21 protein-coding genes are annotated in these 21227 nt (G+C 63.1%); 1 reads left to right on the forward strand and 20 read right to left on the reverse strand.

The features are described 5' to 3' along the window. Positions 1 to 133 precede the first annotated feature (133 nt). From LB545_RS13460 to LB545_RS13555, 20 genes are all read right to left on the reverse strand, one after another. Positions 134 to 418, reverse strand: coding sequence for a DUF1467 family protein (locus LB545_RS13460; RefSeq protein WP_140495592.1), 285 nt, complete (start codon positions 416 to 418; stop codon positions 134 to 136). Further along, positions 415 to 819 carry a methylmalonyl-CoA epimerase gene (gene mce, locus LB545_RS13465; RefSeq protein ID WP_140495591.1) on the reverse strand — a complete coding sequence of 135 codons (405 nt, stop codon included), beginning with the start codon at positions 817 to 819 and terminating at the stop codon, positions 415 to 417. The genes LB545_RS13460 and mce overlap by 4 nt, the downstream gene beginning before the upstream one ends. A 110-nt stretch (positions 820 to 929) precedes the next feature. Further along, the gene (locus tag LB545_RS13470) at positions 930 to 2600 is read right to left on the reverse strand and encodes a ribonuclease J (protein WP_140495590.1); all 1671 of its coding nucleotides are present in this window, start codon (positions 2598 to 2600) and stop codon (positions 930 to 932) included. A 94-nt stretch (positions 2601 to 2694) separates the two neighbouring features. Continuing rightward, positions 2695 to 3516: a biotin--[acetyl-CoA-carboxylase] ligase gene (locus LB545_RS13475; RefSeq protein WP_140656949.1), complete on the reverse strand. Its 822-nt coding sequence runs from the start codon at positions 3514 to 3516 to the stop codon at positions 2695 to 2697. A 4-nt stretch (positions 3517 to 3520) separates the two neighbouring features. Further along, positions 3521 to 4957, reverse strand: coding sequence for an NADH-quinone oxidoreductase subunit NuoN (nuoN, locus tag LB545_RS13480; protein WP_224705218.1), 1437 nt, complete (start codon positions 4955 to 4957; stop codon positions 3521 to 3523). A gap of 19 nt (positions 4958 to 4976) precedes the next feature. Then, complete coding sequence (locus LB545_RS13485; RefSeq protein ID WP_140495587.1) at positions 4977 to 6482, reverse strand: NADH-quinone oxidoreductase subunit M; 1506 nt, start codon at positions 6480 to 6482, stop codon at positions 4977 to 4979. Next, positions 6482 to 8455: an NADH-quinone oxidoreductase subunit L gene (gene nuoL / locus LB545_RS13490; protein WP_140516407.1), complete on the reverse strand. Its 1974-nt coding sequence runs from the start codon at positions 8453 to 8455 to the stop codon at positions 6482 to 6484. Before nuoL ends, LB545_RS13485 begins: the two co-directional genes overlap by 1 nt. A gap of 10 nt (positions 8456 to 8465) precedes the next feature. Further along, positions 8466 to 8774, reverse strand: a complete 309-nt coding sequence (gene nuoK, locus LB545_RS13495; RefSeq protein WP_019858930.1) for an NADH-quinone oxidoreductase subunit NuoK — start codon at positions 8772 to 8774, stop codon at positions 8466 to 8468. A gap of 1 nt (position 8775) precedes the next feature. Continuing rightward, complete coding sequence (locus LB545_RS13500) at positions 8776 to 9396, reverse strand: NADH-quinone oxidoreductase subunit J (protein WP_140495585.1); 621 nt, start codon at positions 9394 to 9396, stop codon at positions 8776 to 8778. 226 nt (positions 9397 to 9622) lie between these two features. Beyond that, positions 9623 to 10114 carry an NADH-quinone oxidoreductase subunit NuoI gene (nuoI, locus tag LB545_RS13505; RefSeq protein WP_140495584.1) on the reverse strand — a complete coding sequence of 164 codons (492 nt, stop codon included), beginning with the start codon at positions 10112 to 10114 and terminating at the stop codon, positions 9623 to 9625. Beyond that, on the reverse strand, positions 10114 to 11157 hold the full coding sequence (gene nuoH, locus LB545_RS13510) for an NADH-quinone oxidoreductase subunit NuoH (RefSeq protein ID WP_140495583.1): 1044 nt from the start codon (positions 11155 to 11157) through the stop codon (positions 10114 to 10116). Before nuoH ends, nuoI begins: the two co-directional genes overlap by 1 nt. A 2-nt stretch (positions 11158 to 11159) precedes the next feature. Then, positions 11160 to 13241, reverse strand: coding sequence for an NADH-quinone oxidoreductase subunit NuoG (gene nuoG / locus LB545_RS13515; protein WP_224705221.1), 2082 nt, complete (start codon positions 13239 to 13241; stop codon positions 11160 to 11162). Continuing rightward, complete coding sequence (locus LB545_RS13520) at positions 13241 to 13552, reverse strand: pentapeptide repeat-containing protein (protein ID WP_140516410.1); 312 nt, start codon at positions 13550 to 13552, stop codon at positions 13241 to 13243. The genes nuoG and LB545_RS13520 overlap by 1 nt, the downstream gene beginning before the upstream one ends. Before the next feature lie 9 nt (positions 13553 to 13561). After that, entirely contained in the window at positions 13562 to 14269 is a 708-nt protein-coding gene (locus LB545_RS13525; RefSeq protein WP_224619838.1) for an NADH-ubiquinone dehydrogenase, read from the reverse strand. Between the two features lie 76 nt (positions 14270 to 14345). Continuing rightward, positions 14346 to 15650 (reverse strand): NADH-quinone oxidoreductase subunit NuoF, encoded by a 1305-nt coding sequence (nuoF, locus tag LB545_RS13530; RefSeq protein WP_140516413.1) that lies wholly within the window; start codon positions 15648 to 15650, stop codon positions 14346 to 14348. A gap of 10 nt (positions 15651 to 15660) precedes the next feature. After that, positions 15661 to 16938 carry an NADH-quinone oxidoreductase subunit E gene (locus tag LB545_RS13535; RefSeq protein WP_140495579.1) on the reverse strand — a complete coding sequence of 426 codons (1278 nt, stop codon included), beginning with the start codon at positions 16936 to 16938 and terminating at the stop codon, positions 15661 to 15663. Continuing rightward, positions 16939 to 18129, reverse strand: a complete 1191-nt coding sequence (locus tag LB545_RS13540) for an NADH-quinone oxidoreductase subunit D (protein ID WP_140495578.1) — start codon at positions 18127 to 18129, stop codon at positions 16939 to 16941. It abuts the gene before it with no gap. After that, complete coding sequence (locus LB545_RS13545; RefSeq protein WP_140495577.1) at positions 18129 to 18731, reverse strand: NADH-quinone oxidoreductase subunit C; 603 nt, start codon at positions 18729 to 18731, stop codon at positions 18129 to 18131. The genes LB545_RS13540 and LB545_RS13545 overlap by 1 nt, the downstream gene beginning before the upstream one ends. 4 nt (positions 18732 to 18735) lie before the next feature. After that, on the reverse strand, positions 18736 to 19317 hold the full coding sequence (locus tag LB545_RS13550) for a NuoB/complex I 20 kDa subunit family protein (RefSeq protein WP_140495576.1): 582 nt from the start codon (positions 19315 to 19317) through the stop codon (positions 18736 to 18738). After that, positions 19308 to 19673 (reverse strand): NADH-quinone oxidoreductase subunit A, encoded by a 366-nt coding sequence (locus LB545_RS13555; protein ID WP_140495575.1) that lies wholly within the window; start codon positions 19671 to 19673, stop codon positions 19308 to 19310. Before LB545_RS13555 ends, LB545_RS13550 begins: the two co-directional genes overlap by 10 nt. A gap of 333 nt (positions 19674 to 20006) precedes the next feature. Here LB545_RS13555 and LB545_RS13560 point away from each other — a divergent pair, with 333 nt between their 5' ends. Then, on the forward strand, positions 20007 to 21206 hold the full coding sequence (locus LB545_RS13560; protein ID WP_224705223.1) for a winged helix-turn-helix domain-containing protein: 1200 nt from the start codon (positions 20007 to 20009) through the stop codon (positions 21204 to 21206). Positions 21207 to 21227 lie beyond the last annotated feature (21 nt).

Here is a 21227-nt window from a genome sequence, read left to right on the forward strand (position 1 = left end):
CAATCACCTGCTTAGCGCAATGCGTTGCCAAACCACCTTACCCTGCGTCATGATTTTTGAAGCCTGAACAGATGAGCCGGCGCCGAATGGCGGCATGACCTCGCCCGAAGCGCAAGAGCCGGTTTGAATGCTGCTATTTTGCCGTGGCCTGGCCGAATTCCGGCACGATGTGCGGGATGTCGTTGAGGCTATATCCCAGCCCGTGCGTCAGGCCGTAGAAAATGCCCATGAGCACCGCCGTGGCGACGGTGGTGCGGATCACCGCACGCAGCATATGTGGTCCGCGCGGCGCGCTAGGCACCGTGCCCAGCGTCACGTCACGATCGTCATCCTGCGTCCTGACGCTGAACGGCAGAACGGCAAACAGCACCACCCACCAGGTCGCGAAAAACAGTGCGGTGAACGAAACCCAGCTCATGGTTGCTCCAGTTCGATCAGCGTGCCGAAGAAATCCTTCGGATGCAGGAACAGCACAGGCTTGCCATGCGCGCCGGTCTTCGGCTTGCCGTCGCCCAGAACCCGGGCGCCGGCCGCCTGGAGCCGGTCCCGCGCGGTAAGGATATCGTCGACCTCATAGCAGAGATGGTGCATGCCGCCCGACGGGTTCTTCTCGAGGAAAGCCGCGATCGGCGAACCCTCGCCGAGCGGCTCCAGCAACTCGATCTTGGTGTTGCCGACATTGACGAACACCACGGTGACGCCATGCCCGGGCAGCGCCTGTGGTTCGCTCACTTCGGCGCCTAGCGTGTCGCGATAGCAAGCGACAGCCGCAGCCAGATCCGGCACCGCAAGCGCGACATGGTTCAGGCGTCCAAGCATAGAGCGCTCCGCTTTAGGGGAGTAAGGGAGTAGGGAAACAAGACAGAAGAAAAGCAACGGCTCATTCTCCCCTACTCCCCTACTGCCTTATTCCCCTATTCCCCTATTCGTCACCGCGTGACAAATACAGTCACCAGCGGTTTCTTGCCCCAGGCTTCGTTGGCGGCGCCACGTACGGCACGGCGTACCGCCTCCTGCACCAGATCGAGGTCTTTTCGGCGCTGACGGGGGATGGAGTCCACCGCGCCGATTGCCGCATCGATCATCAGGTCCTCCAGCGTCTCGCCTCTGGCGTCGGCCTCGGCGACGCCGATTGCGACCAGATCGGGATCGCCGGCGAGCTCATACTTCTCGTCCAGCACCACATTGACCGCGACATGGCCGGCAAAGGACAGTTTGCGACGGTCGCGAATGCCCATCGCCTGGTCGGTGCCGATCAACCTGCCGTCCTTGTAGATGCGGCCGAACGGCACCTGGTCGATGATCGTGGCAGGGCCGGGAGCAAGCCGCAGCATGTCGCCGTCGCGCACCTGCGCCACCTGGCCGATGCCCGACGTCGACATCAGCGAGCCCTGCGCCACCAGATGCGCGGCCTCGCCATGCACTGGAACGCCGATCTGCGGCCGTACCCATTCATACATCTTGCGCAATTCGCTGCGCCGCGGATGGCCGGAGACATGAACCAGCGCATCGCCGTCCTCGATGATCTTGATGCCGAGATCGACGAGGCGGTTCTTAATTTCGAGGATCGCCTTCTCGTTGCCGGGAATGGTACGCGAGGAAAACACCACCGTGTCGCCGGCCGTCAGCGACACCGACTTCATCTCGTCGCGCGAGAGCTTGGCAAGCGCCGCCAGCGGCTCGCCCTGGCTGCCGGTGCAGATGACGACCAGGTTTTCGCGCGGAATGAAGCCGAAATCCTCCTCGGCGATGAACTCAGGCAGACCGTCCATGTAGCCGAGTTCGCCGGCGACATCGATGACGCGCTTCAGCGACCGGCCGAGCACCAGGCACTGACGGCCGGCATCGCGCGCCGCCTTGGCGATGGAAACGATACGGCCGACATTGGAGGAGAAGGTGGTGACGGCGACGCGGCCCTTGGCGGCCTGGATAACCCCTTTCAGCCCCTCGCCGACCGCGACTTCCGATGGCGATTCGCCTTCGCGCATAGCATTGGTCGAATCGCAGACCAGCGCCAGCACGCCCTTGTCGCCATAGGCGCGGAACCGTGCTTCGTCGGTCTTGGGTCCGATCGTCGGCGCCGGGTCGATCTTCCAGTCGCCGGTGTGGATGACGGTGCCTGCCGGCGAGGTGATGGCCAGCGACATCGGTTCGGGAATCGAATGCGCGACCGGGATCGCCTCGATTTCGAACGGACCGACAGTGAATTTTTCGCCCGCGCGGTAGATGGTCAGCGGGATCTTCGGCGCGCCCTGCTCGCCCTGGCGCTTGGCTTCCAGCAGCCCGGCGCTGAACGGCGTCATCCACACCGGCGCCTTGAGCCTCGGCCAGATATCCAGCAGCGCGCCATAGTGGTCCTCATGCGCGTGGGTGATCACGATACCGCGCAAATTGGCGATGTTCTCTTCGATGAAGCGCGTGTCGGGCAGGATCAGGTCGACGCCCGGATGCGCCGCGTCGGGAAAGGTGACGCCGACGTCGATGACGATCCATTCGCGCGCGCTCGGCGGACCATAGCCGTAGAGAGCGAAGTTCATACCGATCTCGCCGACGCCGCCCAGCGGCACGAAGACGAGTTCGGCGTTTTCCGCTTTCGCCATGATTTTTTCCTTCCTGGCCCTCAGGCCAAGCCATTGAAGCAATTCCGGGAAAAGTCTGTAACGGTTTTCCGTCTGGAATTGCGCAAAAACAAAACTATACCCGGGCGGATGCGACCGCGCCGAAATGCACATCGCCGGCGGCGATCGTCAAAACCGAGCCCTCATCGTCGCGGATCACGAAACGGCAGTCCTCGTCAATGGTCTCGAACACCCCGCGCACCACATTACCGTCAATTCTGACAGCAACCTCGCCGCCAAGCCCTGCCGCGCGTGCCAGCCAGCGCCGCCTGACGGCGGCAAGTCCCCGCCCGTCGTCCCACAGGCGGGCATTCTCGCTCCAGGCATCCGACAGCGCCAGGAACAGCGTTTCGGCATCGCATGCCGCACCCAGTGCGTGAAGCGACGTCGCGGGATACGGCAAATCCTCAGGGTACGCCACAACATTGACGCCGATGCCGACCGCCACCGCGAAACGGCCGCCGTCCAGCATGGCCGATTCCAGCAGGATGCCGGCGAGCTTGGCGCCGGAGGCGAGCACGTCGTTCGGCCATTTCAGCTCGAAACGGTTCTTGCCTTCATTGCCGCCGTCGAGGCCGATGGCGATCCGGCCCCCCGGCACCACGGCATCGAGCGCATCGGCCAGCGCCAGGCCGGCGACGAAACCGAGCGTCGCGGCGAGTCGAAGCTCGCCCCCGGTGAGGACGAGCAGCGTCGCCGCCAGATTTCCCTCGGGTGTCGCCCAGACGCGGCCGCGCCGCCCGCGCCCGCTTTCCTGTTTCTTGGAAACGACCCACAATCTGCCGGGGTCGCCGGCCCGGGCGTGATCCAGCGCCAGCGCATTGGTGGAGCCGACGCTGTCATGCGCCTCCAGCCGGAATCCTTCCGACGCCGAGGTTGGAGCCAGCCGAAATGCCATCCCGTCAGAAGAATGTCTTGGCGGCGGCTTCGGCATAGGCGCCGATCGGACCGCCGATCAGCACATAGAACAGCACGAAAGCGCCGGAGACACCGAGTACGAGGCGCAATTCACTGGCCATCGGCACGAAGCCGCCGACCGGTTCGTCGAACCACATGATCTTGATGATGCGCAGGTAATAATAGGCGCCCACTACCGAGGCCAGCACGCCGATGATCGCCAGCGCGTAGAGGTTGGCATTGATGGCGGCGAGAAAGACGTACCACTTCCCCCAGAAGCCGGCGAGCGGCGGGATGCCGGCCAGCGAGAACATCAGGATGGTCAGGATCGTCGCCATGATCGGGTTGGTCGAGGACAGGCCTGCCAGGTCGCTGATCTGCTCGACATTGCCTTCCTTGCGCCGCATGGCGAGAATGAAGGCGAAGGTGCCGAGCGTCATCACCAGATAGATCAGCATGTAGATCGCGACGCCGCGCACGCCGGCCTGGCTGTTGGCGGCAAGGCCAACCAGCGCGTAGCCCATGTGGCCGATCGAGGAGTAGGCCATCAGGCGCTTGATGTTGGTCTGGCCGATCGCCGCGAAAGAGCCGAGCGCCATCGAGGCGATGGAGATGAAGACGATGATCTGCTGCCAGTCGGAAGCGATCGGCTTGAACGCGCCCATGGTGACGCGCACGATCAGCGCCATAGCCGCCATTTTGGGTGCCGCCGCCAGGAAAGCCGTCACCGGTGTCGGCGCACCCTCATAGACGTCGGGCGTCCACATGTGGAACGGCACCGCCGAGATCTTGAAGGCGAGGCCGGCCAGCACGAAGACCAGGCCGAAGACGAGGCCAAGCTGGCGCTCTCCGCCGCCCAGCGCCGTCGCGATCTCCTGGAACCCGGTGTTGCCGGTATAACCATAGACCAGGCTGATGCCATAGAGCAGCATGCCCGACGACAGCGCGCCGAGGACGAAGTACTTCAGGCCCGCCTCGGTCGAGCGCAGGTTCTCGCGGTTGATCGCGCACAAGACATAGATCGCCAGCGACTGAAGCTCGAGGCCGAGATAAAGCCCGATCATGCCGTTGGCGGAGATCATCAGCATCATGCCGAGCGTGCACAGAAGGATCAGCACCGGATATTCGAACTTGTCGAACCGCTCCGCCCTGGCGAAGCGCATCGACATGATCAGCGTCACCGCCGAGCCCACCAGCGCCAGCAGCTTCATGAAGCGGGCAAAGGAATCCTGGATGAAGGCATTGCCGTAGGCACTGCCCTGCCCGGTGGAAAAGATCAGCCAGGCGCCCGATATCACCAGCACGGCGACGGCAAGGCCGGTTACGGTGTTGGCGGTGTTGGCGCGCGAATAGGCCCCGACCATCAGCAGCGCGAGCGCGCCGATGGCAAGGATCAGCTCGGGCGTCGAGAGCGACAGGCTGGAGAGAAGGTCCGGCGTCATGGTTCGCAAAACCCCTGGGTCAGTTCGCCGCCGCGGTCTGCGCGGCGCCGATGGATGCGGTGACATTGGTGACGAGCGACTTGACCGACTGGGCCGTCGCGTCGAAGACGGGAGCGGGATAGACGCCGAAGAAGATGACCAGCACAACCAGCGGATAGATGATCGCCTTCTCGCGTGTCGACAGGTCGAGCAGGCCCTTGAGGCTGTCCTTGGTCAGCGCGCCGAAGATCACCCGGCGGTAGAGCCAAAGCGCGTAGGCGGCCGACAGGATGACGCCGGTGGCAGCGAAGAACGCCACCCAGGTATTGACCCGGAACACGCCGAGCATGGTCAGGAACTCGCCGACGAAGCCTGACGTGCCCGGCAGGCCGACATTGGCCATGGTGAAGATCAGGAACACGGTGGCGTATTTCGGCATGTTGTTGACCAGGCCGCCATAGGCGGCGATCTCACGCGTGTGCATGCGGTCATAGATGACGCCGACGCACAGGAACAGCGCGCCCGAGACCAGGCCGTGGCTGAGCATCTGGAAGATCGCGCCCTGCACGCCTTCCTGGTTCATGGCGAAGATGCCCATGGTCACGAAGCCCATATGGGCGACCGACGAATAGGCGATCAGCTTCTTCATGTCCTCCTGCATCAGCGCCACCAGCGAGGTGTAGATGATGGCGACGACCGAAAGTGCGAAGACCAGCGGCGCGAACATCTCGGAGGCCAGCGGGAACATCGGCAAGGAGAACCGCAGGAAGCCGTATCCGCCCATCTTCAACAGAATGGCGGCCAGGATCACCGAACCGGCTGTCGGCGCCTCGACATGCGCATCCGGCAGCCAGGTATGCACCGGCCACATCGGCATCTTCACCGCGAAGGAGGCGAAGAAGGCGAGCCACAGCCATGTCTGCATGTTGGCGGGGAAATTGTGCGTCAACAGCGTCGGGATATCGGTCGTGCCGGACTGGTAGAACATCGCCATGATGGCGAGCAGCATCAGCACCGAGCCGGCGAGCGTGTAGAGGAAGAACTTGAAGGAGGCATAGACGCGGCGCTTGCCGCCCCAGACGCCGATGATGATGAACATCGGGATCAGGCCGGCTTCGAAGAAGACGTAGAACAGCACGATGTCGAGCGCGCAGAACACGCCGATCATCAGCGTTTCGAGCAGCAGGAAGGCGATCATGTAGGCCTTGACGCGCTTCTCGATCGCTTCCCACGACGCCAGGATACAGAGCGGCATCAGGAATGTGGTCAGAATGACGAACAGCATCGAAATGCCGTCGACGCCCATATGGTAGGAGATGCCGGAATCGAGCCAGGCGACCTTCTCGACGAACTGGAAGCCGGCTTGCGAATTGTCGAAGCCGGTCCAGATGAACAGCGAGACGATGAAGGTGAACGTCGTCGTCAGCAGCGCGATGGCGCGGATGTTGCGGCGTGCGTTTTCGCTGTCGTCGTTGATGAACAGGATGAGCAGCACACCAACCAACGGCAGGAAGGTGACCAGCGAGAGAATTGGCCAAGCGGTCATCAGAGCATCATCCAGGTGACGAATGCGGCAACGCCGATCAGCATGGCGAAGGCATAGTGATAGAGATAGCCGGTCTGCAACTTGACGACGCGGTTGGTGACATCGACGACGCGTGCCGAAATGCCGTCAGGCCCGAGACCATCGATGACGGTGCCGTCGCCGGTCTTCCACAGGAAGGAACCGAGGCGTTTGGCCGGCCGCACAAAGAGGAAGTCATAGAGCTCGTCGAAATACCATTTGTTGAGCAGGAAGGCATAGAGCCCGCGATGCTGGGCGGCCAGATTGACCGGCATTTCCGGCGAGCGGATGTAGAACTTCCACGCCAGCGCCAGGCCGATCAGCATGGCGATGAACGGCGACAGCTCGACCCATAGCGGCAGTTCGTGAATGTCGTGCAGGATGTGATTGTCCGGCAGTGTGAACAGCGACGCCTTCCAGAATTCGGCATAGCCTTCGCCAATGAAGGCACCGTGGAAGATGATGCCGGCAAACAGCGCGCCCGCCGCCAGCACGAACAGCGGCACCAGCATCACCGGCGGCGATTCATGGACATGGTGCATCACCTCATGGCTCGCCCGCGGCCTGCCGTGGAAGGTCATGAAGATCAGCCGCCAGGAATAGAAGGAGGTGAAGCCGGCGGCGATCACCAGCAGCACGAAGGCGAGGCCCGCCACGGAATTATGCCCGGCAAAGGCCGTCTCGATGATGGCATCCTTGGAGAAGAACCCGGCGGTGCCGATAACGGTGACCGGAATGCCGACGCCGGTCAGCGCCAGGGTGCCGATTACCATCATCCAGTAGGTCGTCGGGATCAGCGTCCTCAGGCCGCCCATCTTGCGCATGTCCTGCTCGTCGGAAACCGCATGGATGACCGAGCCCGAGCCGAGGAACAGCAGCGCCTTGAAGAAGGCATGCGTGAACAGGTGGAAGATCGCCGCACCATAGGCGCCGACGCCGAGCGCCACGAACATGTAGCCAAGTTGCGAGCAGGTCGAATAGGCGATGACGCGCTTGATGTCGTTCTGGACGAGGCCGACGGTCGCCGCGAAGAAGGCGGTGAAGGCGCCGATGAAGGTCACCACCGTCAGCGCCGAATGCGACAGCTCGAACAGCGGCGACAGCCGCGCCAGCATGAACACGCCGGCCGTCACCATGGTGGCGGCATGGATGAGCGCCGAGACCGGCGTCGGGCCTTCCATGGCGTCCGGCAGCCAGGTGTGCAGCGGCACCTGCGCCGACTTGCCCATGGCACCCATGAACAGCAGCAGGCAGACGATCGTCATCGCTGCCTGCTTATCCAGCGCATAACCGAGGAAGGTCAGCACCGCAGCACCTTGCGGGGCGCCTTCAGCCGGGATGAACGTCGCCGCATTGGCGAAGATGGTGCCGAGATTGACCGAGCCGAACAGCACGAACACGCCGAAGATGCCGAGCGCGAAGCCGAAATCGCCGACGCGGTTGACGACGAAGGCCTTGATGGCCGCGGCGTTGGCCGAGGGCTTCTTGTACCAGAAGCCGATCAGCAGGTAGGACGCCAGGCCCACCCCTTCCCAACCGAAGAACATCTGCACGAGGTTGTCGGCCGTCACCAGCATCAGCATGGCGAAGGTGAACAGCGACAGATAGGCAAAGAAACGCGGCCGGTTCGGATCGTGGTGCATGTAGCCGATCGAGTAGATATGGACCAGCGCCGACACGGTGTTGACCACCACCAGCATGACCACCGTCAGAGTGTCGATCCTGAGCGCCCAGGACGCCTCCAGTCCGCCGGACTGGATCCAGCGCAGCACCGGCACGGTGAACACCTCGCCATGGCCGAAGCCGACGGTGAAGAAAGCAACCCACGACAGCACCGCCGCGATCACCAGGAAGCCGGAGGTGATGTATTCGGACGCCTTGGCGCCGAGCGACGTGCCGAACAGGCCGACGATCAGGAAGCCGAGCAGCGGAAGGAAGACGATGGCCTGGTACATGGTGGTTCCGTCAACCCTTCATCATGTTCACGTCTTCGACCGCGATCGAGCCGCGGTTGCGGAAGAAGACGACGAGAATGGCAAGTCCGATGGCGGCCTCCGCCGCTGCGACCGTCAGCACGAACAGCGCGAACACCTGGCCGACGAGGTCGCCGAGAGCCGCCGAAAAGGCGACGAAATTGATGTTGACCGCAAGCAGGATCAACTCGACCGACATCAGGATGACGATCACGTTCTTACGGTTCAGGAAGATGCCGAACACGCCGAGCGTGAAAAGGATCGCCGATACGGTCAGATAATGTGCGATGCCGACGACCATCTCAGACTCCTTCGCCCGACTTGACCTTGCGGATTTCCATGCCCGTCGCCGCCGTGCGGGCGACCTGGGCTGCGATCGACTGCCGCTTGACCCCTTCCTTGTGGCGCAGCGTCAAAACGATGGCACCGATCATGGCCACCAGCAGCACGAGGCCCGAGATCTGGAAGTAGTAGAGGTAGTCCGTATAGAGGATGTCGCCGAGCGCTGCCGTATTCGAGCGCGCCGCGAGATCGGGAATCGGCTTCGATACCGTCGAGGCGAGCTGCGGCGCGAAGGTATAGCCGCCGAGCACCACGATCAGTTCCGCCGCCAGGATCAGTCCGACCAGCGCGCCGATCGGCGCATATTGCAGAGCGCCCTCCTTCATCTCGGCGAAGTCGACGTCGAGCATCATGACGACGAACAGGAACAGCACCATGACAGCGCCGACATAGACGACGAGCAGGATCATCGCCAGGAACTCGGCGCCCGTCAGCATGAACAGGCCGGCGGCGTTGAAGAAGGTCAGGATCAGGAACAGCACCGAATGCACGGGGTTGCGCGACGAAATGACCATGAACGCCGACGCCACGGCGACAAAGGCGAAGAGGTAGAAAAAGGCCGCCTCTAGTCCACTCAGCATTGGGGTTCCCCCGGGTTCCTGTCCAAACAGGACGTTCGTCCTGTTTGTTGTCTGTGGCTTCGTTCCGCCTCCGGTGCGAAGCCGCGTTGTCCTAGCCCATGTTCCAACCGGGTTGAAAGACCCGGCGCAAAGAAACATGGGCAACTCTGAAGTCCTGAGGGATGACCTTGCCTGAAATGCTTCGGGTCATCCCCGGACAAGGGCCCTCGCCCCTGTCCATGCGATATCAGCGGTACGGTGCGTCCAGCGAGATGTTGCGCGCCAGTTCGCGCTCCCACCGGTCGCCATTCGCCAGCAGCCTGTCCTTGTCGTAGTAGAGTTCCTCGCGCGTCTCGGTCGCGAATTCGAAATTCGGCCCCTCGACGATGGCGTCGACCGGGCAGGCTTCCTGGCAGAAGCCGCAATAGATGCACTTCACCATATCGATGTCGTAGCGCACGGTACGGCGCGTGCCGTCGTTGCGGCGCGGGCCGGCCTCGATGGTGATGGCCTGCGCCGGACAGATCGCCTCGCACAATTTGCAGGCGATGCAGCGTTCCTCGCCATTGGGATAACGGCGCAAGGCATGCTCGCCCCGGAAGCGTGGGCTCACCGGCCCTTTCTCGTGCGGATAATTGATCGTCTCCTTCGGCGCGAAGAACTGGCGCATCGACAAGAAGAAGGCGCTGACGAAATCCTTCAGCAGCAGCGATTTGGCGGCCTGGGACAGAGCGGACATCACGCAAACCCCGTGATCTTGAGGAAGGCGGCGGTCAGCACCACCATGAACAGCGAGATCGGCAGGAACACCTTCCAGCCAAGCCGCATCAGCTGGTCGTAGCGGTAACGCGGCACGAACGCTTTCACCATGGAGAACATGAAGAACATCAGGCAGATCTTGAGCACGAACCAGATCACCCCCGGCACCCAGGTGAAGGGCGCGAAGTCGAACGGCGGCAGCCAGCCGCCGAGGAACAGGATGGTGGCCAGCGCGCACATCAGCACGACGGCGACATATTCGCCGAGGAAGAACAGCAGGAACGGCGTCGACGAATATTCGACCATGTGGCCGGCGACCAGTTCCGATTCGGCTTCGACGAGGTCGAAAGGCGGGCGATTCGTCTCGGCTAGCGCCGAGATGAAGAAGATGACGAACATCGGCAACAGCGACAGCCAGTGCCAGTCGAGGAAGGTGTTGGGCAGGCCGAGCCTGGTGCCGAGCCCATCCTGCTGCGACAGCACGATGTCGGACAGGTTGAGCGAGCCGACGCAAAGCAGCACGGTGACGATGACGAAGCCGATCGAGACCTCGTAGGACACCATTTGTGCGGCCGAACGCAGCGCCCCGAGGAACGGATATTTCGAATTGGACGCCCAGCCGCCCATGATCACGCCATAGACCTCGAGCGAGGAGATGGCGAAGACATAGAGGATACCGACATTGACGTTGGCGACGGCCCAGCCCTGGCTGACCGGAATGACCGCCCAGGCCGAGATCGCCAGAACCGCCGATACCAATGGCGCCAAAAGGAACACGCCCTTGTTGGCGCCGGACGGGATCACCGGCTCCTTGAAGACGAACTTCAACAGGTCGGCGAAAGCCTGCAGCGTGCCCCAGGGGCCGACGACGTTCGGGCCGCGGCGCAGTTGCACCGCCGCCCAGATCTTGCGGTCTGCATAGAGCAGGTAGGCGACGGCGATGAGAAGCACGACGATCAGTACGACCGACTTCAACACGATGATCAGCGCCGGCAGCACGTAAAAGGAGAAGAAGGTGTCCATGCTTATTCCGCCGCCTGCTTGAAGCCGCTCTTGGCAAGCGCCGAGCATTCCGCCATCACGGCAGAGGCCCGCGCGATCGGGTTGGTCAGGTAGAAGTCCTGGACCGGCGACGTGAACGTGCCCTTGTTCAGCCGTCCGCCAAGCTTCGCCACATTGGCGATATCCTCGGCATTGCCCGCAGCAACCTGGTCGATGCGGGCAAGATGCGGGTATTCGCCGTAGAGTTTAGCGCGCAGCTGCGGCAGCGAATCAAACGGCAACTTCTTGCCCAGTACATCCGACAATGCCCTGACGATGGCCCAATCCTCGCGCGCGTCGCCCGGCGCGAAGCCGGCGCGGTTGGTCTGCTGCACGCGCCCTTCCGTGTTGACATAGGTGCCCGACTTCTCGGTGTAGGCAGCGCCCGGCAGGATGACGTTGGCGCGGTGCGCGCCGGCGTCGCCATGGGTGCCCACATAGACGACGAAAGCGCCGCCGGTCTTTGCCATGTCGATCTCGTCGGCGCCGAGCAGGAACAGCACGTCCGTCTCGCCCAGCATGCCGGCGACGTTCCTGCCGCCCTCGCTCGGCACGAAGCCAAGGTCGAGGCCGCCGACGCGTCCAGCCGCATTGTGCAGCACGGCAAAGCCGTTCCAGTCCGCGCGCGCGGCGTTCACGGCCATGGCGAGCTTCGCTGCCTGGCCGAGCACCGCCGCGCCATCGGGGCGTGCCAGCGCGCCCTGGCCGACGATGATGAGCGGATGCGTGGCCTTCTTCAGCACCTGGAAGAACTTGCCATCGCCGTCAGCCAGATCCTTGAGCGATTCCGGTCCTGCGCCCAGCAGTTCGTAGTCATAGCGTGTATCCCCGACATCGCCGATGACGCCGACCGGCAGATTGCCGACCCGCCAGCGCTTGCGGATGCGGGCGTTGAGCACCGAGGCTTCGAAGCGCGGATTGGCGCCGATGATCAACACCGCGTCCGCCTGTTCGATGCCTTCGATGGTGGGGTTGAAAATGTAGCTTGCCCGGCCAAGCGACGGGTCGAGCGCGGCGCCGTCCTGGCGGCAATCCATGTTCTTCGAACCGAGTGCGGCCATCAGGAGCTTCAGCGCGTAGATTTCCTCGACCGCGGCAAGATCGCCTGCTATGGCGCCGATCTTCTCGGGCGTAGTCTTCGACACGGCGTCCTTGATTGCCGCGAAGGCCTCGGCCCAGCTCGCCGGGGCCAGCTTACCGTCCTTGCGCACATAGGGCCGGTCGAGGCGCTGCGTGCGCAGGCCGTCCCAGATGAACCGGGTCTTGTCGGAGATCCATTCCTCGTTCACCGCCTCGTTGACGCGCGGCAGGATGCGCATCACCTCGCGGCCGCGGCTGTCGACGCGGATCGCCGAGCCGACGGCATCCATGACGTCGATGGATTCGGTCTTGGTCAGTTCCCACGGCCGTGCCTGGAAGGCGAAAGGCTTGGAGGTCAGCGCGCCGACGGGGCACAGGTCGATGACATTGCCCTGCAGCTCCGAGGTCATCGCCTGCTCGAGATAGGTGGTGATCTCGGCATCCTCGCCGCGGCCGATCAGGCCGAGTTCGGAAATGCCGGCAACCTCGGTGGTGAAGCGAACGCAGCGCGTGCAGTGGATGCAGCGGTTCATCACCGTCTTGACCAGCGGGCCGATATACTTGTCTTCGACCGCGCGCTTGTTCTCGTGATAGCGCGAGGAATCAACGCCGAAGGCCATCGCCTGGTCCTGCAGGTCGCATTCGCCGCCCTGGTCGCAGATCGGGCAATCCAGCGGATGGTTGATCAGCAGGAATTCCATCACGCCTTCCCTGGCCTTCTTGACCATCGGCGTGTTGGTGAAGATTTCCGGCGCTTCTCCGTTCGGACCAGGACGCAGGTCGCGCACGCCCATGGCGCAGGACGCTTGCGGCTTGGGCGGCCCGCCCTTCACCTCGATCAGGCACATGCGGCAATTGCCGGCGATCGACAACCGCTCGTGGAAGCAGAAGCGCGGCACTTCGGCGCCCGCGTCCTCTGCCGCCTGCAGCAGCGTGTAATGGTCGGGTACAGTGATTTCTTTCCCGTCGACCTTGAGCTTTGCCATCAATTGCCCCCGGCGGTCTTCGCCGTCTCATATGCATGGAACAGGTCGCCGAGGCTGATGCCATTGATCATCATGCCGGCGACCTGCGCGTTTTCTATCTTCACATTGCTCATATTCACATTGGTGAAATGCGCATTCGAAAGGTTTGCGTCTTCCACCTTGGCGTTGCTCAGGTTGGCGCGCAGGATCATCGCCACCGACAGGTTCACATTGTGCAACCGCGTGTTGGACATGGTCACGTCATCGAAACTCGAATTCATAAGGATGGCGCTGCGCACATCAAGGACATCGCGCTGGTCGTGAACCTGCATCGCCGCCCCCTATTTCCTGGCCTTGCCGGCAGGCGCGAGCGCGGCCGCCTGGGCAATCCAGTCGTCGCGCACGATACGGCCGTTGAACGAGAGGTAGTCGTCGACCCAGGCGATCTCTTCGGGCGACCAGTCGGCGATCTGGCGGAACGTCCATATGCCGAGCCCGTTGAGCACCGTCTCCAGCTTCGGGCCGATGCCCGATATCTTCTTGAGATCCGAAGGCTTCGCCGGTCTCTCAATAGCCTTGGGCTGCCGGAAATCCTCGGGCAGCAGCACATCCGAAAGCTCGTCCGCTGACCGCCCCGCCTGTGCCGCCGGCACCGTGGTGGCGGCCTCCCTGGCGGCAATGTCGGTGACTTCCTGCGCGAAGGACTGCGCCTCCGCAATCAGGGTCTTGGCCGTCGCCCGCGCTCTGGTGGATGAAAGGCTCGCATCCTCGAATTGTTCGACGCGCGCCTCGAAATCCTCGATGAGCGGCTGCATGAGGCGTTGCGACGCCTCGGCTGCGCCCGACAGCGCGCCCAACCAGACGCCGAAAGCGTGGTTGGCGAGCCCAAGCCCCAGGGCCGACATCGCCGCCGCGCCCGCGACAGGGTGCGCCAGAAGGTTGACGGCGCCGGCCATCTCCTTCGGCATCATCCTGGTCAGGTCCTGGTTCATCTTCTCGATCTGGTCCAAATTGGGCATCAACGGGTGGGGTGTCGAATACGGCGCCATAGAATTCTCCTGGTCGTTTCTTCGTTCGCCCCGCCCCGTTCTTCTCGCTCCGGGCTATCGCCCATTCAATGCTTCTCTATTCCGCCGCCACCAACACCGGCTCGGCCCGGTGCGCGTTGCGCGAAAACTCGTCGATGCGCCGCTCCACCTCGCCGCGGAAGTGCCGCATCAGGCCCTGGATCGGCCAAGCGGCCGCGTCGCCCAGCGCGCAGATCGTGTGGCCTTCGACCTGCTTGGTCACGTCGAGCAGCATATCGATCTCGCGCTTCTGCGCCTCGCCGCGCACCAGCCGTTCCATCACCCGCCACATCCAGCCGGTGCCTTCACGGCACGGCGTGCATTGGCCGCAGCTCTCATGCTTGTAGAAGTAGGACAGCCGCGCGATGGCTTTGACGACATCGGTCGACTTGTCCATGACGATGACGGCCGCCGTGCCGAGGCCGGATTTGAGGTCGCGCAGCGCGTCGAAATCCATCGGCGTATCGATGATCTGCTCGGCCGGCACCAGCGGCACCGAGGCGCCGCCAGGAATGACCGCCAGAAGATTGTCCCAGCCGCCACGGATGCCGCCGCAATGCGTCTCGATCAGCTCGCGGAACGGGATCGACATCGCCTCTTCGACGGTGCACGGATTGTTGACGTGGCCGGAGACGCAGAACAGCTTGGTGCCGACGTTGTTGGGCCGGCCGAAGGATGAGAACCAGGCCGCGCCCCGGCGCAGGATCGTCGGCGCCACCGCGATCGATTCGACGTTGTTGACGGTGGTCGGGCAGCCATAAAGGCCGACATTAGCCGGAAATGGTGGCTTCAGCCTGGGCTGGCCCTTCTTTCCCTCGAGGCTTTCGAGCAGCGCCGTCTCCTCGCCGCAGATATAAGCCCCGGCGCCATGGTGCATATAGACGTCGAAATCGTAGCCTGAAGTGTTGCCCTTGCCGATCAGCCTGGCCTCATAGGCCTCGTCGATGGCACGCTGCAGCGCCTCGCGCTCGCGGATGAACTCGCCGCGCACATAGATGTAGGCCGCGACCGCGCCCATGGCGAAGCCGGCGAGCAAGGCGCCTTCGACCAGCGTGTGCGGATCGTTGCGCAGAATGTCGCGGTCCTTGCAGGTACCGGGCTCGGATTCGTCGGCATTGATGACGAGATAACTCGGCCGGCCATCGCTCTGCTTGGGCATGAACGACCATTTCAGGCCGGTCGGGAAACCGGCGCCGCCGCGGCCGCGCAGGCCCGACGCCTTCATCTCGTTGACAATCCACTCGCGCCCCTTGGCGACGATGCCGGGCGTGTTGTCCCAGGCGCCTCGCGCCATTGCGCCGGCCAGCGACTTGTCGAAGAGGCCGTAGATGTTGGTGAAGATGCGGTCTTTGTCCTGAAGCATTGTTCGTCCCTCAGACCGGCTTCTTGCCGAAGACGCGGATATATTCGGCGACGCCGCCCTTGGCGAGCGCCTTGGCCTGCTTGACCCAGTCGTCTCGCTCGATGCGGCCGCGGAAGGAGAGATAGCTGTCCACCCACTCCCGTTCGGCCTTCTTCCAAGACGCAACCTGGGCGAAGGTGAAGATGCCGAGCGAATGCAGGATGCTCTCGGTCCTCGGGCCGACGCCGGAGATCAGCTTGAGATCGTCGACCAGCGCCGGCCTGGCGATGCCGGCCGGCCGGTTCTTGTCTTCCAACGAAGGCTTGGCCGCTTTGGCGGGAAGCTTGGTTTCCGGCGACTTGAACGCGGAAGCCGGCTCAGCCTTGTTCAGGGGGCCGCTGCGCGGCTTCAAAACTTTCTCGACCTCGGGCGCCGCCTTGTTGGCGTTTGTCGCCGAGTGGCGGGGAGCCGCGACGCTCGCCGCTTTTTCCGTTGCCGACGCGACCTTGGCCGGCGACGGCGTTTTCAGCGCCGGGCTGGTTTCAGCCGCATCGGTTTTCGGCTTGCTGGCATTGGACGGCGCGACAGGGGTGGCGGCCGGCGTTGGCACCGGCGCCGCGATGATCGCGTCGGGTGCCGCCTTGGCGGCCTTGGCGGCTTCCCTGGCCTCCCTGTCACGGGTCGACTTGAGGATCGCCTTCTCGCTTTTCAGCGTCGTGAGGCCGGCGGCCGGCTCCGAGCCGGTGCGGCCGTTCTGCGGCCCCGGCGTCACCGAGGCCCCCTTGCCCGCATCGTAGAGATCAATGATTTCGGCCAGCCGTTCCGGCGTCAGGTCTTCGAACGTGTCCTTGAAGATCATGACCATCGGCGCGTTGACGCAGGCGCCGAGGCATTCGACCTCTTCCCACGACAGCGTTCCCTTGTCGTTGGTGTGGAACTGGTCATGGTGGATCTTGGAGCGGCACACGTCCATCAGCGCTTCCGAGCCGCGCAGCATGCAGGGCGTGGTGCCGCAAACCTGGATGTGCGCCCGCGTGCCGACAGGATTCAGCTGGTACTGCGTGTAGAAGGTCGCGACCTCGAGCCCGCGGATGCGCGGCATGCCGAGCATGTCCGAAATCGTCTCGATCGCCGCCTTGGTGACCCAGCCTTCCTGCTCCTGCGCCAGCATCAGCAGTGGAATGATCGCAGACTGTTCCCGGCCCTTCGGGTACTTCTTGATCCATTGCTTGGCCGCGGCCGCGTTCGCCCGGTTGAAGGCGAAGGATGCTGGCTGGACGCTGGCTTCTGCGAGACGACGGACTGACATTTAGCGATCGACCTCACCAAACACGATGTCGAGGGAGCCGAGGACGGCGGTGACGTCGGCCAGCATGTGACCGCGGCACAGGAAATCCATGGCCTGGAGATGCGCGAAACCGGGCGCGCGCAGCTTGCAGCGATAAGGCTTGTTGGTGCCGTCGGAGACCAAATAGACGCCGAACTCGCCCTTGGGCGCCTCGACCGCCGCATAGACCTCGCCGGCCGGCACGCGGTAGCCCTCGGTGTAGAGCTTGAAGTGGTGGATCAGCGCTTCCATCGAGCGCTTCATCGCCTGGCGCTTTGGCGGCACGACCTTGCCGTCGAGGTTCGACACCGGCCCGGCGCTTTCCTTGCCGAGCAGGAGATCGATGCACTGGCGCATGATCTTCGCCGACTGGCGCATCTCTTCCATGCGCACGAGGTAGCGGTCGAAACAGTCGCCGTTCTTGCCGATCGGAATATCGAAATCGAGCTCCGAATAGCATTCATAGGGCTGCGATCTGCGCAGGTCCCAGGCAGCGCCCGAGCCACGCACCATGACGCCGGAAAAGCCCCAGGCCCAGGCGTCGGCCAGCGAAACCGTGCCGATATCGACATTACGCTGCTTGAAGATGCGATTGCCGGTCAGCAACTGATCGAGGTCGTCGATCGACTTCAGGAACGGATCGATCCACTTGCCGATGTCCTCGAGCAGCTTCTGCGGCAGGTCCTGGTGGACGCCGCCCGGACGGAAATAGGCGGCATGCATGCGCGAACCCGAGGCGCGCTCATAGAACACCATCAGCTTTTCGCGCTCGACGAAGCCCCACAGAGGCGGCGTCAGCGCGCCGACGTCCAGCGCCTGCGTCGTCACATTGAGGATGTGCGACATGATGCGGCCGATCTCGCAGTAGAGCACGCGGATCAGCTGACCGCGCTTCGGCACCTCGATGCCGAGCAGGCGCTCGGCGGCCAGTGCGAAGGCATGCTCCTGGTTCATCGGCGCGCAATAGTCGAGCCGGTCGAGATAAGGCACTGCCTGCAGGTAGGTTTTGTGCTCGATCAGCTTTTCGGTGCCGCGATGCAAGAGCCCGATATGCGGATCGACACGATCGACCACTTCGCCGTCCAACTCCAGAACCAATCTCAAAACACCATGCGCGGCAGGGTGTTGCGGTCCGAAGTTGATGTTAAAATTGCGGACGGAAGTTTCGGCCATTACTGCTTTGCCTTCTCATCCCCTGGCAGCACGTAATCGGTGCCTTCCCATGGGGACAGAAAATCGAAATTGCGGAATTCCTGCTTCAGTTCCACCGGCTCGTAGATGACGCGCTTGGCTTCGTCGTCGTAACGCACCTCGACGAAGCCGGTCAGCGGGAAATCCTTGCGCAGCGGGTGACCGTCGAAACCGTAATCGGTGAGAATGCGCCGCAGATCGGGGTGACCCGAAAACAGCACGCCATAGAGATCGTAGGTCTCGCGCTCGAACCAGTCGGCGCCGGGATAGACGCCGGTGATCGACGGCACCATCGTCTCCTCGTCGGCCTGCACCTTGATGCGGATACGCACGTTCTGCTTCGGCGACAACAGGTGATAGACGACGTCGAAGCGCTTGGCCCGTGACGGATAATCGGCGCCGCAGACATCGATGACCGAGATGAATTGGCAGCGCGGATCGTCGCGCAGGAAAGTCACCACTTCGATCAGATCGCGCGGTTCGACATGGATGGTGAGTTCGCCATAGGCGAACACTGCTTCATTGACGCGGCCAATCAATTTTTCGCCGAGATAGGTCGACAGTTCGCTCAGGGATGCGGCCATGGATTTACCGTTCGATCGTGCCGGTGCGGCGGATCTTCTTCTGCAGCAGAAGAATGCCATAGAGCAGCGCTTCGGCGCTCGGCGGACAGCCGGGCACATAGATGTCGACCGGCACGATGCGGTCGCAGCCGCGCACCACCGAATAGGAATAGTGGTAATAGCCGCCGCCATTGGCGCAGGAGCCCATCGAGATTACGTAGCGCGGCTCCGGCATCTGGTCGTACACCTTGCGCAGCGCCGGGGCCATCTTGTTGGTCAGCGTGCCGGCAACGATCATGATGTCGGACTGGCGCGGAGACGCGCGAGGAGCAACACCGAACCGCTCCGAATCGTAGCGCGGCATCGAGGTGTGGATCATCTCGACGGCGCAGCAGGCGAGACCGAAGGTCATGAACATCAGCGAGCCGCTGCGCGCCCAGGTGATCAGCGCCTCGGTCGAGGTGACGAGAAAGCCCTTGTCGGCGAGTTCGTTGTTGATTTCGAGGAAGAACGGATCATCGGACCCAACCGGCCTGCCGGTATTGGGATCGATCAGACCCTTGGGCTTCGGCGCGACGAGCGTGCCGGAACTGTCGCTCAATCCCATTCGAGCGCTCCTTTTTTCCATTCATAGGCAAAGCCGATGGTCAGCACCGCCAAAAACACCATCATCGACCAGAAACCGAGCATGCCGATTTTCGAGAACGACACCGCCCACGGAAACAGGAAGGCCACTTCCAGGTCGAAGATGATGAACAGGATCGACACCAGGTAGAAGCGGATGTCGAACTTCATACGGGCGTCATCGAACGAGTTGAACCCGCATTCGTAGGCGGAAAGCTTTTCCGGGTCGGGATTGCGATAGGCCACCAGGAACGGCGCCACGATAAGCGCGACGCCGACAGCCGCCGCCACTGCGATAAACAGGACGATGGGCAGGTACGAACTGAGAAGTGCGTTCATGCTGCGGCTTTCCGTTGGCGCCAATCCATTTTGATTACAGCACCAGACCCTATTGCGGAAGCGTGACAGTTTAACCGCTGAACCGTTTTAGGGGGCCTTTGCTGCAACGCGGCGAGGGTTAGCGCAGCGCTTCCGGCGAAGCAAGTCAAACCTTGTTCAAAACACTGGCCTGGACGGCAGAAGGGAAGAAACTGGTCCGATCCGCTCCTGTTTGATTTCCTTCGCTTTTTACTCCACTTTTCTCTCCTGACAGAGTTGCCGCCAAAACCCTGCTAGCATGGCCGGAATCAACCGTCCGAACGACGCTCAACAAGCCATCAGAGTCGCATCCGAATGAAGGAAAAGATCTCGCTTGCCACGGCCCGGCGCATCGCGCTCGCCGCCCAAGGGTTCACTGATCCCCGCCCCGCCGGCACGCCCGACCGACGCCACTTCGCCCGCGTGCTCTCGCGCACCGGCCTGCTGCAGATCGATTCCGTCAGCGCGGTGGTGCGCGCTCACTACATGCCGCTCTACTCGCGCCTTGGCCCCTACCCGTTCGCCTTGCTCGACAACGCCGCCGTCACGCGCAAGCGCACGGTTTTCGAATACTGGGCGCACGAGGCTTCCTTCCTGCCGGTCGAGACCTATCCCCTGATGCGTTGGCGCATGCAGCGCGCGGAGCGTGGCGATGAAATGTATCTGGGTCTCGCCAAATGGGGCCGCGAGCACGCCGCCTATATCGAAGAGATCTACCGCGAGGTCGCGGAGCGCGGCCCGATCGCCGCCTCCGCGCTCGAAGGCCAGAAAGGGTCCGGCGGCTGGTGGGGCTGGAGCCACGCCAAGCATGCCTTCGAATGGCTGTTCTGGGCAGGACGCATCACCACCGCGCACCGCCGTGGCTTCGAACGCTTCTATGATTTGCCCGAGCGCGTACTGCCGCAGGCGATCCTCGATCTGCCGGTGCCGTCTGCCGAGGACGCGCATCGGGAATTGCTGCGGATATCCGCCCGCGCTCATGGCGTCGCGACAGCAAGCGACCTGCGCGACTATTTCCGCCTGTCGCCGGCCGACATGAAGGGCCGGCTGGAGGAGCTGGTTGAAACAGGCGAGCTGGTGCCGATGCGTGTCGAGGGCTGGAACAAACCGGCTTACCTCCATAAGGAGGCCCGTATTCCACGAAAAATCGAGGCCCGCGCCTTGCTGGCGCCGTTCGATCCGGTCGTTTTCGAGCGCTCGCGCACGGAGCGGCTGTTCGATTTCCACTACCGCATAGAAATCTACACCCCTGCCGAAAAGCGGCAATACGGCTATTACGTCCTGCCGTTCCTGCTCGGCGACAGGATCGTGGCGCGCGTCGACCTCAAGGCCGACCGGCCGGCCAGCGTGCTACGCGTCCACGCGGCCTATGCCGAGCCCAGCGCGCCGCCTGAAACCGCCGCGCAACTCTTCCAGGAATTGACGCAGATGCAGGGCTGGCTCGGCCTCGAACGGATCGAGGTTACGCCCGCCGGCGACCTTGGGCAGCCGCTCGCCGACATTGCCGTGTCGTAGACGCGCGTTGACACCGCCGCC

It is taken from the genome of Mesorhizobium sp. BR1-1-6 (assembly GCF_020165355.1).
GTDB lineage: Bacteria > Pseudomonadota > Alphaproteobacteria > Rhizobiales > Rhizobiaceae > Mesorhizobium.

Excerpts from the sequence above, each read along its gene's own strand:
- LB545_RS13500 (WP_140495585.1), bottom strand. The coding sequence starts at position 9,396 with ATGCTGAGTGGACTAGAGGCGGCCTTTTTCTACCTCTTCGCCTTTGTC.
- nuoF (WP_140516413.1), bottom strand. The coding sequence starts at position 15,650 with ATGCTTCAGGACAAAGACCGCATCTTCACCAACATCTACGGCCTCTTC.
- nuoI (WP_140495584.1), bottom strand. The coding sequence starts at position 10,114 with ATGTCCGCTCTGTCCCAGGCCGCCAAATCGCTGCTGCTGAAGGATTTC.
- LB545_RS13475 (WP_140656949.1), bottom strand. The coding sequence starts at position 3,516 with ATGGCATTTCGGCTGGCTCCAACCTCGGCGTCGGAAGGATTCCGGCTG.
- nuoL (WP_140516407.1), bottom strand. The coding sequence starts at position 8,455 with ATGTACCAGGCCATCGTCTTCCTTCCGCTGCTCGGCTTCCTGATCGTC.
- LB545_RS13555 (WP_140495575.1), bottom strand. The coding sequence starts at position 19,673 with ATGAACGCACTTCTCAGTTCGTACCTGCCCATCGTCCTGTTTATCGCA.
- nuoN (WP_224705218.1), bottom strand. The coding sequence starts at position 4,957 with ATGACGCCGGACCTTCTCTCCAGCCTGTCGCTCTCGACGCCCGAGCTG.
- LB545_RS13525 (WP_224619838.1), bottom strand. The coding sequence starts at position 14,269 with ATGGCGCCGTATTCGACACCCCACCCGTTGATGCCCAATTTGGACCAG.
- LB545_RS13460 (WP_140495592.1), bottom strand. The coding sequence starts at position 418 with ATGAGCTGGGTTTCGTTCACCGCACTGTTTTTCGCGACCTGGTGGGTG.
- LB545_RS13545 (WP_140495577.1), bottom strand. The coding sequence starts at position 18,731 with ATGGCCGCATCCCTGAGCGAACTGTCGACCTATCTCGGCGAAAAATTG.
- LB545_RS13520 (WP_140516410.1), bottom strand. The coding sequence starts at position 13,552 with ATGCAGGTTCACGACCAGCGCGATGTCCTTGATGTGCGCAGCGCCATC.
- LB545_RS13550 (WP_140495576.1), bottom strand. The coding sequence starts at position 19,317 with ATGGGATTGAGCGACAGTTCCGGCACGCTCGTCGCGCCGAAGCCCAAG.
- nuoG (WP_224705221.1), bottom strand. The coding sequence starts at position 13,241 with ATGGCAAAGCTCAAGGTCGACGGGAAAGAAATCACTGTACCCGACCAT.
- LB545_RS13560 (WP_224705223.1), top strand. The coding sequence starts at position 20,007 with ATGAAGGAAAAGATCTCGCTTGCCACGGCCCGGCGCATCGCGCTCGCC.
- nuoK (WP_019858930.1), bottom strand. The coding sequence starts at position 8,774 with ATGGTCGTCGGCATCGCACATTATCTGACCGTATCGGCGATCCTTTTC.
- nuoH (WP_140495583.1), bottom strand. The coding sequence starts at position 11,157 with ATGGACACCTTCTTCTCCTTTTACGTGCTGCCGGCGCTGATCATCGTG.
- LB545_RS13470 (WP_140495590.1), bottom strand. The coding sequence starts at position 2,600 with ATGGCGAAAGCGGAAAACGCCGAACTCGTCTTCGTGCCGCTGGGCGGC.
- LB545_RS13535 (WP_140495579.1), bottom strand. The coding sequence starts at position 16,938 with ATGTCAGTCCGTCGTCTCGCAGAAGCCAGCGTCCAGCCAGCATCCTTC.
- LB545_RS13540 (WP_140495578.1), bottom strand. The coding sequence starts at position 18,129 with ATGGCCGAAACTTCCGTCCGCAATTTTAACATCAACTTCGGACCGCAA.
- mce (WP_140495591.1), bottom strand. The coding sequence starts at position 819 with ATGCTTGGACGCCTGAACCATGTCGCGCTTGCGGTGCCGGATCTGGCT.
- LB545_RS13485 (WP_140495587.1), bottom strand. The coding sequence starts at position 6,482 with ATGACCGCTTGGCCAATTCTCTCGCTGGTCACCTTCCTGCCGTTGGTT.